Annotated in this window: 9 protein-coding genes; 2 read left to right on the plus strand and 7 right to left on the minus strand. The window is 60.8% G+C overall.

The genetic code is table 11. The annotated features are described in order from the left end of the window. Nucleotides 1-13 precede the first annotated feature (13 nt). The 7 genes from ACZZZU_RS05900 to leuC all read right to left on the minus strand — a co-directional run bounded on the left by ACZZZU_RS05900 (nt 14) and on the right by leuC (nt 10,170). Nucleotides 14-3,064 (minus strand): FimV/HubP family polar landmark protein, encoded by a 3,051-nt coding sequence (locus ACZZZU_RS05900; protein WP_463550041.1) that lies wholly within the window; start codon nt 3,062-3,064, stop codon nt 14-16. Nucleotides 3,065-3,231: 167 nt separating this feature from the next. Further along, nucleotides 3,232-4,242 (minus strand): aspartate-semialdehyde dehydrogenase, encoded by a 1,011-nt coding sequence (locus ACZZZU_RS05905; protein WP_463550042.1) that lies wholly within the window; start codon nt 4,240-4,242, stop codon nt 3,232-3,234. A gap of 174 nt (nt 4,243-4,416) precedes the next feature. Then, the gene (gene asd, locus ACZZZU_RS05910; RefSeq protein ID WP_122497184.1) at nt 4,417-5,529 is read right to left on the minus strand and encodes an aspartate-semialdehyde dehydrogenase; all 1,113 of its coding nucleotides are present in this window, start codon (nt 5,527-5,529) and stop codon (nt 4,417-4,419) included. A gap of 119 nt (nt 5,530-5,648) precedes the next feature. Beyond that, a complete protein-coding gene (gene leuB, locus ACZZZU_RS05915) occupies nt 5,649-6,731 on the minus strand; it encodes a 3-isopropylmalate dehydrogenase (protein WP_463550043.1) in 1,083 nt (360 codons plus the stop codon). Nucleotides 6,732-7,212: 481 nt separating this feature from the next. Continuing rightward, the gene (locus ACZZZU_RS05920; protein ID WP_463550044.1) at nt 7,213-7,977 is read right to left on the minus strand and encodes a class I SAM-dependent methyltransferase; all 765 of its coding nucleotides are present in this window, start codon (nt 7,975-7,977) and stop codon (nt 7,213-7,215) included. A gap of 113 nt (nt 7,978-8,090) precedes the next feature. Continuing rightward, nucleotides 8,091-8,732 (minus strand): 3-isopropylmalate dehydratase small subunit, encoded by a 642-nt coding sequence (leuD, locus tag ACZZZU_RS05925; protein WP_122497178.1) that lies wholly within the window; start codon nt 8,730-8,732, stop codon nt 8,091-8,093. Between the two features lie 10 nt (nt 8,733-8,742). After that, entirely contained in the window at nt 8,743-10,170 is a 1,428-nt protein-coding gene (gene leuC / locus ACZZZU_RS05930) for a 3-isopropylmalate dehydratase large subunit (RefSeq protein ID WP_463550045.1), read from the minus strand. Between the two features lie 158 nt (nt 10,171-10,328). On the opposite strand from leuC, the gene ACZZZU_RS05935 reads away from it, so the two are divergent. Beyond that, nucleotides 10,329-11,222: a LysR family transcriptional regulator gene (locus ACZZZU_RS05935; protein WP_463550046.1), complete on the plus strand. Its 894-nt coding sequence runs from the start codon at nt 10,329-10,331 to the stop codon at nt 11,220-11,222. A gap of 125 nt (nt 11,223-11,347) precedes the next feature. Beyond that, nucleotides 11,348-15,019: a PAS domain S-box protein gene (locus ACZZZU_RS05940; RefSeq protein ID WP_463550047.1), complete on the plus strand. Its 3,672-nt coding sequence runs from the start codon at nt 11,348-11,350 to the stop codon at nt 15,017-15,019. The last annotated feature ends 45 nt before the right edge of the window (nt 15,020-15,064 follow it).

The raw sequence follows: 15,064 nt of genomic DNA on the forward strand, positions 1-15,064 counted from the left end.
CTTCAGTCATTAATCAGACGATACGGGCGATCAGCTCGCGCGCTTCCTGTTGTTGAACGTCGGTGCCTTCGCTGATCACTTCGTCGAGGATGTCGCGGGCGCCTTCGGAGTCACCCATGTCGATGTAGGCGCGGGCCAGATCGAGCTTGGTGGCGGTTTCGTCGGTACCGGAGAGGAAGTCGAAGTCATCGTCGGCGTCCAGGTTGGCCACCGATGGGCTAGCAGCTGGAGCGATCAACGAGTCGAAGTCGTCTTCTTCTGGGAGGTCCAGCTTGTCATTCATCTGATCCAGCTCGGCAGTCACTTCGTCCAGTTTGGCGGCGAACGTTTCGTTGGATACCGGTGCGCTTGGCTCATCGTCAGCCAGCGACAGGTCGAAGTCGGCTGGCAGCTCGTGCTCGGCGTCCAAGCCAGCGTGCAGCTCTGGAGTAGCGTCAGGCTCCAAGTTCAGATCAGCGAAATCATTGCTGCTCGTGGTGCTGTTGAGGTCGTCGTCCAGGCTCAGCAGGAAGTCGTCTTCTTCGCTGGTGGCGCTGGCTTTCGGCTCGTCCAGATCCAGGCTGAAGTCGGCCAGATCGTCGCTGAGAGCGGCGTTGCTGGTGGTGCTTGGGGTGTCGTCCAGGCTCAGGTCGAAGTCCAGGTCGCTCATGCCGCTGGCGGCTGGGCTAGTAGTCGAAGACAGCGCCAGCTCGTCGTCCAGGCTCAGATCACCGAAGTCGTTCAGCGAGTCGTTGCCGGCGGCGTTCAGGTCACGATCCAGTTCAGCTTCCAGGTCGTCCAGGCTCAAGTCCATGTCGTCGGCTGGCTGAGCCGCCAGTGGCGCAGGTTCGTCGAGGGTCAGGTCGTCGAGGCTGAAGTTGTCAGCGTCGCTGTTGTTGAAATCATCGTTGTGGTTATCAAGCGCCGAGGCAGCCATTACGCCAGCGAACGCGCCGAGTGCCGCAGCGCCCATGCCTGGGTAGCGGGATTTCAGCTGTTCAACTTCGCTGTGGGCGCCGCCGATTTCGTTCAGCTCACGCTCTTGACGAGCAAAGCCTTCCTGGTCGCCCAGCTCGGCTTGCACTTCCATCAGTTTCAAGCGCAGATCCGCGCGGTGCGGTTCGTTGTTGATGGCGTCTTGCAGCAGCTCGGCAGCCTGAGTGAAGCGACCGTAGGCGATGTAGATGTCGGCTTCGCCGAGCACGTCACCGGTTTGCGCGGTCACGCGCTCCTCTTTGACCGGTGCGAAGTTGTCGTCGGTGGCGTCGTCCAGGCCGGCGAACGAGGTATCTGGGGTATCCAGATCGTTGTCGAACGGGCTTTGCTCTTCGTGGATGTGAATCTCGTTGTGCAGTGCAGCTTCTTTCTGCGCATTGCGGCGCGACAGCACCATCAAGCCGATCAGCAGCAACAACAGCGCGCCACCGCCAGCGATGCCAAGCATCATCGGGTTGGCCATCAGGTCATCGACGAAGCTGGTTTCTTCGGCTGGCTCAGGCGCGGACACGACAGCGGGCTTCGGCTTGGCCGGAGCTTCGGCTGGCTTGGGCATTGGCGCTGGCGCCGTTGCGGCTTCGGCTGGGGTTTTGGCGGCTTCAGCAGCTGATTTCTCGGCCGGTTCTTCGCTGTAGTTGTAGTCGGTCTCGCCGCTTGCGTTCGCAGCCGGCGCTGGGGTTGCAGGAGTTGCAGCCGGGGCCGCTGGTGTGGTTTCAGCTGGCTTGGCGGCGTCCACGGTCGGTGCCGGTGCAGGTGCTGGCGCAGCGGCGCTCGGGGCGGTGGCTGGAGCAGGCGTTTCGACTTTGGCCGGTGCGGCCGGGGTGGCCGAAGCGCTCGGCGTTGCCGTTGCCGTCGAAGAGCCCGCAGCTGCTGCGGCTGGCTGTTTGGCTTTGGCAGCCAGATCGGCCTGCAACTTGGCCATCTGGCTGTCTTTGAGCTGGAGCAGGCGGTTGAGCTTGTCGACCTGGCTTTGCAGGTCGCCCATGCGGCTCTTCAGCTCGTCGTTCTCACGGCGAGTGGAATCCAGGCTTTCTTTGGTGACTGCCAGTTTGTCGTTGAGGGCCTTGGTGTCGGCACCGGTGCCTTTGTCAGCGCCGCGAGTGGCTTTACCGGCATCACCGGACAACAGCTTGAGGCTGTCTTTGTCGTCGGTTTTCGCAGGCGCGGCGCCAGCGGTGTCGCGTTTGGTGGCGTCCAGCTGGCGAGCGCCAGTGGCGGCTACGCTGCGGCGCTCACGCCAAGCGGTGTTCTGCGACGCCACCTGGGCAATCGCTTCGCTCTGCGAGCGCGATTTGATCTGTTGATCGTCCGGCAGGCGCAGCACCTGGCCGCTTTTCATGCGGTTGATGTTGCCGTCGACGAAGGCATCAGGGTTGAGATCCTGAATGGCCAACATGGCCTGGTGCACCGAGCCACCGGAGCGGGTGCGCTGGGCGACTTCCCACAGCGTGTCGCTGGAGGTGGTTTTGTAGGTGTCGTCGGCCACTTTCCCAGCCGGTGCGGCGGCAGGTGCCGGAACTGGCGCAGGCGTTGCCGGGCGGGCGGCAGGTGCCGATGGCGCAGGCGCAGCGGCGACCGGTGCGGCTGGACGTGCTGTAGGCGCAACGGCGGCTGGCTTGCTGGCTGGTTTGGCAGCCGGCGCAGCCACAGGCGGCTTGGGCGCGGCAGCGGCGGCAGTTTGTGGGGAATAAAGCGGCGGATCGAGCAGCAGGGTGTATTCGCGCATCACGCGGCCGCTTGGCCAAAGCACTTCCACCAGGAAGTTCAAGTAAGGCTCGCGAACCGGTTTGCTGGAAGTCACGCGAATAACGCTCTTGCCATTAGGCTTGAGCACCGGCGTGAACTTGAGATCAGTTAGAAAGTATTGACGGTCAATACCGGCTTTATTGAATTCTTCAGGGGATGCCAGATTCGGAACCACCTCGTTAGAAGCCAGATCCCGAACTTCGACGAGTTCGATTTCTGCGTCCAATGGCTGATTCAGCGCCGACTTCAGGGTCACTTCCCCGAGCCCCAACGCGTGCGCCATACCGGACGTCAGCGCCGAAGCAGCCGCGATTGCCAGCACCAGTTTGCGAACCCGAGCCATAGCGATATCCCTTGTTTTATCTTTCTTCTCGAACTGCGAGAGGGTCTTATTACAGTTGCTGCCTGTTCCGCCTTGCGGCGGCTCCCCAACCAACAACAGCTCAGCCCCCGGTTGTACCAAGATAGGCCAAGCTAGAATGATTCTTCAAATTTCTAGGTAAGTATCTTTTACAGATAGTGTTTTATCAATAACTCAGCAATTTGCACAGCGTTCAGAGCGGCGCCTTTGCGCACATTATCAGACGCAATCCACAAATTGAGTTCGGACAAATCGTCGAATCCAGCACGAACCCGTCCGACATAGATCACATCCTGGCCAACGGCGTCCCCGACCACGGTCGGATAATCGCCCTCTTCCACCAGCTCGATACCCTCAGCCGCTTCCAAAGCGGCGTTCACGGCAGCCACATCCACGGCGTTCGAACACTGCAATGAAACGCTCAGGCTGTCGCCGAAAAACACTGGCGCGAGCACGCAGGTGGCGGACACCTTGAGGTCTGCCTTGGCCATCACCGCTTTCAGCTCTTCAACCAGGCGCTTCTCTACGCGGCTGAAACCACTGGCATCCGGCTTACCCACCTGCGCCAATACGTTGAAAGCCACCTGACGATCAAAGAAGCGCGGCTCCAGCGGACGCACATTTAGCAATTCCGCTGTTTGTCGGGCGAGTTCCGACACCCCTTCCCGACCGACACTCGAAATTGCCAGACATGCCGTCGTGGTCACCCGTTGGATATCCAACACCGCGCGCAAAGGCGCCAGCGCGACGGCCAAGGCAATCACGCAAGGACTCGGGCTGCTGATCTGGAATGGCGCTTTAAGCTGTTTCAACACATCGGCATTGGCCTCGGGCACCAGCAGCGGCGCCTCGGCGGCTGGCAGCGCGCCGGACAAGTCGATCAAATGGCAACCGGCGGCCTGGGCACGCGCGACAAAACTATGGGTGACCTGCTCGGCGGCGGCGAAAAACACCAGCTGCACCTGAGCGAAATCGAATTTCTCGACCTCACGCACCCGCACGTTTTTGCCACGAAACGGCACCGACGCGCCGGCCGATTCAATGCTGGCCAGCAGCTGCAAGCTGCCAATAGGAAATTCGCGCTCTTCAAGCACTTGAACAAGGGTTTCGCCGACGGTGCCGGTGGCGCCAATGATGGCGATATCGAAAGTCTGGCTCATGCTGCTACCTCTGTTGAACGCCGGGTGTAACCCGGGGAGCGGCACTGTACCCGCCCGCACATAAAAAAACAGCCTTGGTATTGCACAGGCGTTAACCCGTGCGCTCCAAGGCTGTTTTTTTACATCGACTATCTGTGCGCCCTTCCCTTCTTTATAGAAGAAGGGGTGCGGCGATTAACGCTCCAGCAGAATCCGCAGCATGCGGCGCAGCGGTTCGGCGGCGCCCCACAGCAGTTGGTCGCCCACGGTGAAGGCGCCCAGGTACTGCGAACCCATGTTCAGCTTGCGCAGACGACCAACCGGAACGGTCAGGGTGCCGGTCACAGCAGTCGGGGTCAGTTCCTTGATGCTCAGCTCACGCTGGTTTGGCACCAGTTTTACCCAAGGGTTGTGTTGGCTGATCAGGCCTTCGATGTCGCTCAGCGGCACGTCTTTGTTCAGCTTCAGGGTCAGCGCCTGGCTGTGGCAACGCATGGCGCCGATACGAACGCAGATGCCGTCGACCGGAATCGGGCTCTTGAAGCGGCCCAGAATCTTGTTGGTCTCGGCCTGGCCCTTCCACTCTTCGCGGCTTTGGCCGTTGGGCAATTCCTTGTCGATCCACGGAATCAGGCTGCCGGCCAATGGCACACCGAAGTTTTCGGTAGGGAACGCGTCGCCGCGCATGGCTTCGGCCACTTTGCGGTCGATGTCGAGGATGGCGCTGGCCGGGTTGGCCAGTTCATCAGCGACAGCGGCGTGGGTGGCGCCCATTTGTTTGATCAGCTCGCGCATGTTCTGCGCACCGGCGCCCGAGGCCGCCTGGTAGGTCATGGCGTTCATCCACTCCACCAGACCGGCTTCGAACAAGCCGCCCAACGCCATCAGCATCAAGCTGACGGTGCAGTTGCCGCCGATGTAGTTTTTGGTGCCGGCGTCCAGCGCCTGGTCGATGACCTTGCGGTTCACCGGGTCGAGCACGATCACCGAGTTATCGTCCATACGCAGCGAGGACGCCGCGTCGATCCAGTAACCGTTCCAGCCCGCTTCGCGCAGCTTGGGGAATACTTCGCTGGTGTAGTCGCCGCCCTGGCAGGTCAGGATCACATCGAGGCCTTTGAGCTCTTCAATGCTGTAAGCGTCTTTGAGCGGCGCAATGTCTTTACCCACAGCCGGGCCTTGGCCGCCGACATTGGAGGTAGTGAAGAACACCGGTTCGATCAAGTCGAAATCCTGCTCTTCGAGCATCCGCTGCATGAGTACGGAACCGACCATCCCGCGCCAACCGATCAGACCTACACGCTTCATCGCAACTACACCTTAAGAAAACATGAATACGAACCCCCGCTTTCGAGGGGGTCGCAGAGAGTAACCGAGTTGATGTCGCCCGTGCGACCCCGAAAGCGGTTGTTGCTTGGCGCCGCTATTTACAGTTCACGCAGCGCCTTTACCACGGCATCGCCCATTTCACGGGTGCCGACCTTTTTGCAGCCTTCCGACCAGATGTCACCGGTGCGCAGGCCTTGGTCCAGCACCACGCCAACCGCTTTCTCAATGGCATCGGCCGCAGCGTTTTGGTTGAAGCTGTAACGCAGCAGCATCGACACCGAGAGAATGGTCGCCAACGGGTTGGCAATGCCTTGGCCCGCGATGTCCGGGGCCGAACCGTGAGACGGCTCGTACATGCCCTTGTTGTTGGCATCCAGCGAGGCGGACGGCAGCATGCCGATAGAACCGGTCAGCATGGAAGCCTCATCCGACAGAATGTCGCCGAACATGTTGTCGGTTACCAGCACGTCAAATTGCTTGGGCGCTCGCACCAGTTGCATGGCGGCGTTATCGACGTACATATGGCTGAGTTCGACGTCCGGGTAATCCTTGGCCACCTCTTCAACCACTTCGCGCCACAGTTGGCTCGAAGCCAGCACGTTGGCTTTGTCTACCGAGCACAACTTCTTGCCGCGCACGCGCGCCATGTCGAAACCGACACGAGCGATACGGCGAATCTCGCTTTCGCTGTACGGCAGGGTGTCAAAGGCGAAACGCTCGCCGTTTTCCAATTGCTTGGTACCGCGCGGCGCGCCGAAGTAGATGCCGCCGGTCAACTCACGGACGATCAGAATATCCAGGCCCGCAACGATGTCGCGCTTGAGCGACGAGGCGTCAGCCAGTTGCGGGTACAGAATGGCCGGACGCAGGTTGGCGAACAGACCCAGGGCGGAACGGATTTTCAGCAGGCCGCGCTCAGGGCGAATGTCGCGCTCGATCTTGTCCCATTTCGGGCCGCCGACAGCGCCCAGCAAGATGGCGTCCGCAGCTTGGGCGCGGGCCAGGGTTTCGTCAGCCAACGGCACGCCGTACTTGTCGATGGCAGCGCCGCCGATGACGTCTTCACTGAATTCAAAACCCAGCTGGAATTTTTCGTTGGCCAGCTCGAGAACTTTCACCGCTTCAGCGGTGATTTCAGGGCCGATGCCATCGCCGGGGAGAATCAGGATTTGCTTGCTCATAGGTTCCTCAAATTAATAAATGGACGGGCTTTGGGGCGCGTCGTACAAAAACCTTAAAAACCACCATCGTTTTTTGCGTGAAAGGGGGAAGATCCAGACTCCTTCAAGCGACAGCGCCCGTCGTTACATTCTGGATTTCGAATCGTCGAACCGCCGCTTTCGCGGGAATGACGGTGCCATCTGACCCAACTCCGTCATTCCCGCGAAGGCGGGAATCCAGAATCCAAGTCGAACACCGTCTGCTGAACGAGCCTGGATCCCGAATCGTCGGACCGCCGCCTTCGCGAGGATGACGGTGGTGGTTGACCTATTTCCGTCATTCCCGCGAAAGCGGCGGTTCGACGATTCGAAATCCAGAATGCCTCGTCGAGCACCGCCTCCTGAACGACTCTGGAGTCCCGCCTGCGCGGGAGTGACGGCGGTGAGACAGGCATCTGCGTCTTTACTGCGCGCAAAGACTCAGCAGCCTTAACCCAACGCCCTACTTCTCAGCCCAAACCACCAACACATCCGTACTAAACGTACCGTCTTCACCAATCTCGAAATACTCACGCACTTCCGCGCCCATCGCTTGCTGCAGTTCGCGAATCGCGACGCGCAAGGTTGGCGGCGTGCGCATGCGTTCCACCCACGAGCTGTATTCCAGCTGCAAACGCTGGCGGCTGTAGCTGCGGGTGTGCAGGCCGGCATCGCTGATAAAGCGCAGCCATTCGCTGGCAGCGTAGTTGCGCACATGGCTGGTGTCGCGCAGCACTTCCACGGTTTGCAAATAGGTGTCGAGCAGCGGCTTGCCCGGCGACATCACGTCGATAAACGCCGCCACCCCGCCCGGCTTCAATACACGCCGCACTTCGCGCAACGCCTGGCCGACGTCGCTCCAGTGGTGCGCCGAATAACGGCTGAAGACGAAATCGAATTCGCCATCCGCGAACGGCAGCTGTTCGGCGGCGCCGTGCTGGGTGCGGATGTTGCTCAGCCCGCGCTCGGCAGCAGCGTGGTTGACCACGTCGAGCATTTTCTCCGACAGGTCGTAGGCCACCACTTCGCGTACCAGTGGCGCGGCATAAAAACTGACGTGCCCGGCACCACAACCCAAATCCAGCACCCGCGCCGTCTCATGACCGGCCAGCTCGGCCTGTAGCAGAGCGAATTCAGGACCTTGGGCGTGCACAGCACTGCTCAGGTAGGCGGCAGCCTGTTCACCGAATTGTTTCTGTACGACTTGAGCGTGGGCGTTGCTGGTCATGGATACGTCCTTCTATGTGCGGAGCGCTTTCTGTGGGAGAGGCTTTAGCCTCGATGCGCTTGATTCCCCGTTTCCAGGAATCGAGGCTGAAGCCTCTCCTACAGGTTCAGCCTTTAATCGCGAAACAACCACGGTTGCGAAGCGCGGTGCTTGGTTTCAAACGTGCTGATCGCCGCTGCGTCCTGCAAGGTCAAACCGATATCGTCCAGACCGTTCAACAGGCAGTGTTTGCGAAAGGCATCGACGTCGAAGCCAATCACTTTGCCATCGGCACGGGTCACGGTTTGCGCGGCCAGGTCGACGCTCAGTTGGTAGCCGACGTTGGCTTCCACCAGGTCGAACAGCTCGTCCACTTCCGCTTCCGGCAAGATGATCGGCAGCAAGCCGTTCTTGAAGCTGTTGTTGAAGAAGATGTCGGCATAGCTCGGCGCGATGATGGCGCGAAAACCGTACTCTTCCAGTGCCCACGGGGCGTGCTCGCGGCTCGAGCCGCAGCCAAAGTTTTCGCGAGCGAGCAATACGCTGGCGCCTTGGTAGCGCGGGTGGTTGAGCACGAAGTCTTTGTTGATCGGGCGCGTGGAGTTGTCCTGGTTCGGCTGCCCGACATCCAGGTAACGCCACTCGTCGAACAGGTTCGGACCAAAACCGGTGCGCTTGATCGATTTCAAGAATTGCTTGGGGATGATCTGGTCAGTGTCGACGTTGGCGCGATCCAAAGGAGCGACCAGGCCGGTGTGCTGGGTAAACGCTTTCATGTGCTGGTCCTCAAGCCTGGGTCAATTCGCGAACGTCGATAAAGCGGCCGGTTACCGCAGCGGCGGCGGCCATGGCCGGGCTCACCAGGTGAGTGCGCCCACCGGCGCCCTGACGGCCTTCGAAGTTGCGGTTGGAGGTGGAGGCGCAATGCTCGCCGCTGCCGAGTTTGTCCGGGTTCATCGCCAGGCACATGGAGCAGCCTGGTTCGCGCCATTCAAAACCGGCTTCGAGGAAAATGGTGTGCAGCCCTTCTTCTTCGGCCTGCGCTTTCACCAGACCGGAGCCCGGCACCACCATCGCCTGCTTGATGGTCGAGGCCACTTTGCGGCCTTTGGCGACCACGGCAGCAGCGCGCAAGTCTTCGATACGGGAGTTGGTGCACGAACCAATGAACACGCGGTCGAGCTGGATATCAGTGATCGCCTGGTTGGCGGCCAAACCCATGTATTTCAGCGCACGTTCGATGGAGTCTTTTTTCACCGGGTCGGACTCTTTACTCGGGTCCGGCACGTTGGCGTCAACCGGCAACACCATTTCCGGCGAGGTGCCCCAGGTCACTTGCGGCTGAATGTCGGCGGCGTTGAGTTCGACCACGGTGTCGAACACAGCGTCGTCATCGGAAACCAAGTCTTTCCAGGCCTCAACAGCGGCGTCCCAATCGGCGCCTTTCGGTGCGAACGGACGGCCCTGAATGTAGGCGACGGTTTTCTCATCGGCAGCCACCAAGCCCACGCGGGCGCCGGCTTCGATGGACATGTTGCAGATGGTCATGCGCCCTTCGATCGACAAATCGCGGATGGCGCTGCCGGCAAATTCCAACGCGTGGCCGTTGCCGCCTGCGGTGCCTATTTTGCCGATCACGGCCAGCACGATGTCTTTGGCAGTCACGCCGAACGGCAACTGGCCTTCGACGCGCACTTGCATGTTTTTCATTTTCTTGGCCACCAGGCACTGGGTGGCGAGCACGTGCTCGACCTCCGAGGTACCGATGCCGTGGGCCAGCGCGCCGAACGCGCCGTGGGTCGAGGTGTGCGAGTCGCCGCACACCACGGTCATGCCCGGCAAGGTAGCGCCCTGCTCCGGGCCGACGACGTGAACGATGCCCTGACGGATGTCGTTCATTTTGAATTCGAGAATGCCGAATTCGTCGCAGTTGTCGTCCAGGGTTTGCACCTGAATGCGCGACACTTCGTCAGCGATGGCCGCGATGCCGCCTTTGCGCTCGGTGAGCGTGGTCGGCACGTTGTGGTCCGGGGTGGCGATGTTGGCGTCAATGCGCCACGGTTTGCGCCCGGCCAGACGCAGACCTTCAAACGCTTGCGGCGACGTCACTTCGTGAAGGATGTGGCGGTCGATGTAGATCAGCGACGAGCCATCGTCACGCCGTTTTACCTCGTGCGCTTCCCAAAGTTTGTCGTAGAGCGTCTTGCCGGCCATCAGTTATTCCTCATCAGGTTTGCGTTTGGGCCTTGTCGGCTGAGCGTTTGCCCCTGTCCGAATAACCCTTCTGCTTATGGGGTTGGATCGTAAGGACTTGCTTTAAATAACTCAAATTCATATTTTTCATACTTTGGATAACCAAGTGGAATCCCAGTATGGATCTGGCCAACCTCAACGCCTTTATCGCCATCGCCGAAACCGCCAGCTTCTCCGGCGCCGGCGAGCGTCTACACCTCACCCAACCGGCCATCAGCAAACGCATCGCCAGCCTGGAGCAGCAGTTGGACATGCGCCTGTTCGACCGCCTTGGCCGCGAGGTGAGCCTGACCGAAGCGGGCCGCGCCCTGCTGCCGCGTGCGTATCAGATTCTCAACGTGCTGGATGATACGCGCCGTGCGCTGAGCAACCTCAATGGCGAAATCAGTGGCCGGCTGACCTTGGCCACCAGCCATCACATCGGCCTGCACCGCCTGCCGTCGCTGCTGCGCGCCTTTACCCGCGCCTATCCGCAGGTTGCGTTGGATATTCAGTTTATGGACTCGGAAGTGGCCTATGAGGAAATCCTCCATGGCCGTGCCGAGGTGGCGGTGATTACCCTGGCGCCGCAAACGCACGCCCCGGTGCGTGCCGTACCCGTGTGGGACGACCCGCTGGATTTCGTCGCCGCCCCCGAGCACCCACTGGCGCGGCTGAAGAAAATCAACCTCAAGGCCATCGCCGAGCACCCCGCGGTATTTCCGGGCGAAAACACGTTTACCAACCGCATCGTCAGCAAGCTGTTTGCCGAACAGAGCCTGACGCCCAATATCGGCATGAGCACCAACTACCTGGAGACCATCAAGATGATGGTCTCCATCGGCCTGGCCTGGAGCGTATTGCCGCGCACCATGCTCGATGACCAAGTGGCGCGCCTGCCTATTCCGGGCATTCAGTTGCGTCGCCAATTGGGCTACATCTTTCATACCGAACGAACCCTGTCTAACGCAGCCAAAGCGTTTATGGCGCTGCTGGACGCCCAACGCGAAGAAACGCCGCGCAGCGATCAATAGTGGCGTCTTGCCTAAGCGGGCAGGCAGACGCTAACGTGCTACACATAATGATAAGAAGGGCGAGCCCATGACCCCACCCCGCTTGCATGTAACCGCGTCGTACCCCTCCATCGAATGGGGCATTTATGCCCAAACCATCTGATTCCCTGCCGCCACGGCCGCATATTCCTGTGTCCGACCCGGTCGAACGGGAACAAGCCTGGCAAGACGCACCGCGCCTGCTCGCCGCACTCAATGGCGCGCGCCTCGGCGCCTGGCACTGGGAACTGGAAACCGGCCGTATCAACTGGTCGCGCGGTGCCCAGGCGATTTTCGGCCTCGACCCCAACCGCCCGGTGCGCCAACCGGTCGACTACTTCTCGCTGATACCCGAAGACGAGCGCGACACGGTTCAGACCCTGTTCCAGGAAGCCATCAGCGGTTTGCCCACTACCCGCGCCTTTCGCCACCGCATTCGCTGGCCCGACGGCAGCCTGCACTGGCTGGAAATTTCCGGCAGCCTGCAGCACGACGATAACGGCAAGCCAAGCATGATGGGCGTGATTCGCGACGTCACTGAACAGCAAGAGCGCGAGCACGCCTTGCGCGCCTCCGAGCAACGCTTCGCCAGCCTGTTCCACCTCAGCCCCGACGTGATTTTGTTGGTGCGTTATGAAGACAACGTGCTCATCGCCACCAATCAGCACTTCGAAACCCTGTTTGGCTGGGCGCCCGAGGCGTGCATTGGGCGGTCGGTGGGCGAGCTTAAATTGTGGGCCGACGCCGCGCAGCACGAGCAATATTTGCTCGACCTGACGCAAACCATCGAACCCGTAAGCCACGAAGTGCAGCTACGCACACAAGACGGCCGTGTGTTGGACGGGCGCTTATCCAGCCAACTGATCGAGCTGGAAGACCAGAGTTTTATCCTCAGCACCTTTCTCGACCTCAGCGAGCACAAGCGCCGCGAGCAGGCGTTGCGGGCCAACGAAGACAAATTCGCCAAAGCCTTTCGCAACACGCCCGATGCCGTGGTGATTACTGACCACCCGACCGGCGAATTTATTGAAGTGAACCCAGGCTTCGAGGCGCAGTTCGGCTGGAGCGCTGCCGAGGCGCTGGGCCGAACGTCGGTGCAATTAGGCTTGTGGCACAACATCGATGACCGCGGGCGCATGCTCGAAACCCTGGAACAGAAAGGCCGCATTGAGCAGCTGGAAATCGTGCTGCACGACCGCGCCGGCCGGCAAAGCATCAATGTGGTGTTCGGCGGCAAGATCGAGCTGGATGGTCGGCCCTGCCTGGTGTTGTCGATGCGCAACATCACCCAGCAGCGCGAGCAGGAACAGGAACTGCGCGACAGCCGCGAGCGACTTTCGCTAGCCCTGGAATCAGCGGAACTCGGCACCTGGGACTGGCACATTCCGAGCAACATGCTGTACGGCTCGCCCCGCGCTTCGCAGTTGCATGGCATGGCCAACGAGCCGTATCACGGCAGCTTCGCCAGCTTTTTCGGCAGCGTGCCTGAAGCTGAGCAGCACGCCATGCGCCAGGCGTATCGCGACGTGGTCGAGGGCGAACGCAAGGATTACCAGATCACCTACAGCTCCCAGTTCGCTAACGGTGAAGTTCATTATCTGGAGAGCACCGCCAAGCTGTATCGCGACAACGACGGCCAGCCGCTGCGCATGGTCGGCATTCTGATGGACATCAGCGAGCGGGTGCAGCGCGTTCAGCGCCTGGCTGCGTCCGAAGAAAAGTTCTCCACGCTGTTCCAGGCCAGTCCCGACCCGATTTGCGTCTCGCGCGTAGTGGACGGCGTGTTTATCGAGGTCAACCCAAGCTTTTCCAGCACCTTCGGCTGGAAGGCCGAAGACATCACGGGCAAAAGTGCCAAGGAGATCCGCTTCTGGGCCGATCCGGACGTTCGTGAGCGCCTCGGGGCCCAGTTGCGGCAGAACAAGGAACTGAACAACGTCGAGGCGCGTTACTTCACACACAGCGGCGAAGAGCTGACCTGCGCGGTGTCGAGCCGCTATATCAACGTCGACCGTCAGTTGTGCATCACCACGACCTTCCGCAACATCACCGAGCGCCAGCAGGCGCAAGCCGCGCTCAAGGCCAGTGAAGAGAAATTCGCCAAGGCGTTTCACTCAAGCCCCGACGCCATCACCATCACCGAGCGCCAAGAAGGCCGCTATATCGAAGTGAACGAGGGCTTCTTCCGCCTCACCGGCTTCCGCCCGGACGAAGTGATTGGCCGCACCCCCGAAGACCTCAACGTCTGGGCCAAGCCCAGCGAGCGCGAGCGCCTGGTTGAGCTGCTGGAGCGCGACGGTCGGGTGCATCACCTGGAAATGCTTGGCCGCCACCGCGACGGCACGCTCAAACAGGTGGAAGTGTCGGTGGAGCCTATCGACCTCAACGGCCAGAGCTGCCTGCTGCTCACGGCGCGCGACATCGACGAACTGAAAAAAGCCCATGCGCAGATTCAGCACTTGGCCTACCACGACCCGCTGACCAACCTGCCCAACCGCGCCTTGCTGATGGACCGGCTGACCCAGCAGATCGCCCTGCTCACCCGCCACGACCTGCGCGGTGCGCTGCTGTTTCTAGACCTCGACCACTTCAAACACATCAACGACTCGCTGGGCCATCCGGTCGGCGACTCGGTGCTGAAAATGGTCACCGCGCGCCTGGAGGCCAGCGTGCGCCAGGAAGACACCGTGGCGCGTCTGGGCGGCGACGAATTTGTGGTGCTGCTCTCCGGCCTGGAAGGCAAGCGCTCGGAAGTGATGCGCCAAGTGCGGCAGATCGCCGACAAGCTGCGCAAGCTGCTGGCCGAGCCGATGCTGCTCGACAGCCACCGCCTGCAAGTGACGCCGAGCATGGGCATCGCGCTGATTCCCGACCACGGCAACACCCCTGCGGACCTGCTCAAGCGCGCGGACATTGCGCTGTATCGCGCCAAGGATTCCGGCCGCAACGCCATTCAAATGTTCCGCAAGAGCATGCAAGAAGCGGCCAGCGAGCGCCTGCGCCTGGAAAACGATTTGCGCCAGGCGCTGGTGCGCGGCGAATTCAACCTGCACTTCCAGCCACAAGTCGACGCCCGCAACGGCGCCATCATCGGCGCCGAGGCGCTATTGCGTTGGAGCCACCCGACGCTCGGGCCGCAGTCGCCGGCGCAGTTTATTCATGTGCTGGAAGAAAGCGGTCTGATTCTGGAAGTCGGCGGCTGGGTGATGGCGGAAGCCTGCCACGCCTGCGCCCGCTTGTTGGCTGACGGGCTGATCAACGCTGACAACTTCAGCTTGTGCGTGAACATCAGCCCGCTGCAGTTTCGCCAGAACAACTTTGTCGAACGGGTTTCCAACAGCCTGCGCGACAGCGAACTGCCGCATTCGATGCTCAAGCTGGAAATCACCGAAGGCATAGTGATTCAAAACATCGACGACACCATCGCCAAAATGCTGCGCCTGAAAAAAATCGGCGTGACCTTTGCCATGGACGATTTCGGCACGGGCTATTCGTCGCTCACTTACCTCAAGCGCCTGCCGGTAGACGTGCTGAAAATTGACCAATCGTTCGTGCGCGACGCCACCAATGACCCCAACGACGCCGAGATCATCCGCGCGATTGTGGCCATGGCGCGCAGCCTGGGACTGGAAATGATTGCCGAGGGCGTGGAGCAGCAAGACCAGCTGGATTTCCTGCTCAAGGAAGGTTGCCACTTCTATCAGGGCTACTTGTACAGCCGCCCCGTGCCACTGGCCGACTTCCGTGCCCTGCTGCCACCGGCGGTGAAACGGCCGTAAGGCAGACATGACAAGGGCGCCCTGGGGCGCCCTTGTCTTGCTGAT

This window comes from Pseudomonas sp. AC136 (assembly GCF_979258585.1).

What these genes read in the sequence shown, in the direction of transcription:
- ACZZZU_RS05935 (WP_463550046.1), top strand. Translation starts at nt 10,329, where the DNA reads ATGGATCTGGCCAACCTCAACGCCTTTATCGCCATCGCCGAAACCGCC.
- asd (WP_122497184.1), bottom strand. Translation starts at nt 5,529, where the DNA reads ATGAAGCGTGTAGGTCTGATCGGTTGGCGCGGGATGGTCGGTTCCGTA.
- leuD (WP_122497178.1), bottom strand. Translation starts at nt 8,732, where the DNA reads ATGAAAGCGTTTACCCAGCACACCGGCCTGGTCGCTCCTTTGGATCGC.
- ACZZZU_RS05905 (WP_463550042.1), bottom strand. Translation starts at nt 4,242, where the DNA reads ATGAGCCAGACTTTCGATATCGCCATCATTGGCGCCACCGGCACCGTC.
- leuC (WP_463550045.1), bottom strand. Translation starts at nt 10,170, where the DNA reads ATGGCCGGCAAGACGCTCTACGACAAACTTTGGGAAGCGCACGAGGTA.
- ACZZZU_RS05920 (WP_463550044.1), bottom strand. Translation starts at nt 7,977, where the DNA reads ATGACCAGCAACGCCCACGCTCAAGTCGTACAGAAACAATTCGGTGAA.
- ACZZZU_RS05900 (WP_463550041.1), bottom strand. Translation starts at nt 3,064, where the DNA reads ATGGCTCGGGTTCGCAAACTGGTGCTGGCAATCGCGGCTGCTTCGGCG.
- leuB (WP_463550043.1), bottom strand. Translation starts at nt 6,731, where the DNA reads ATGAGCAAGCAAATCCTGATTCTCCCCGGCGATGGCATCGGCCCTGAA.
- ACZZZU_RS05940 (WP_463550047.1), top strand. Translation starts at nt 11,348, where the DNA reads ATGCCCAAACCATCTGATTCCCTGCCGCCACGGCCGCATATTCCTGTG.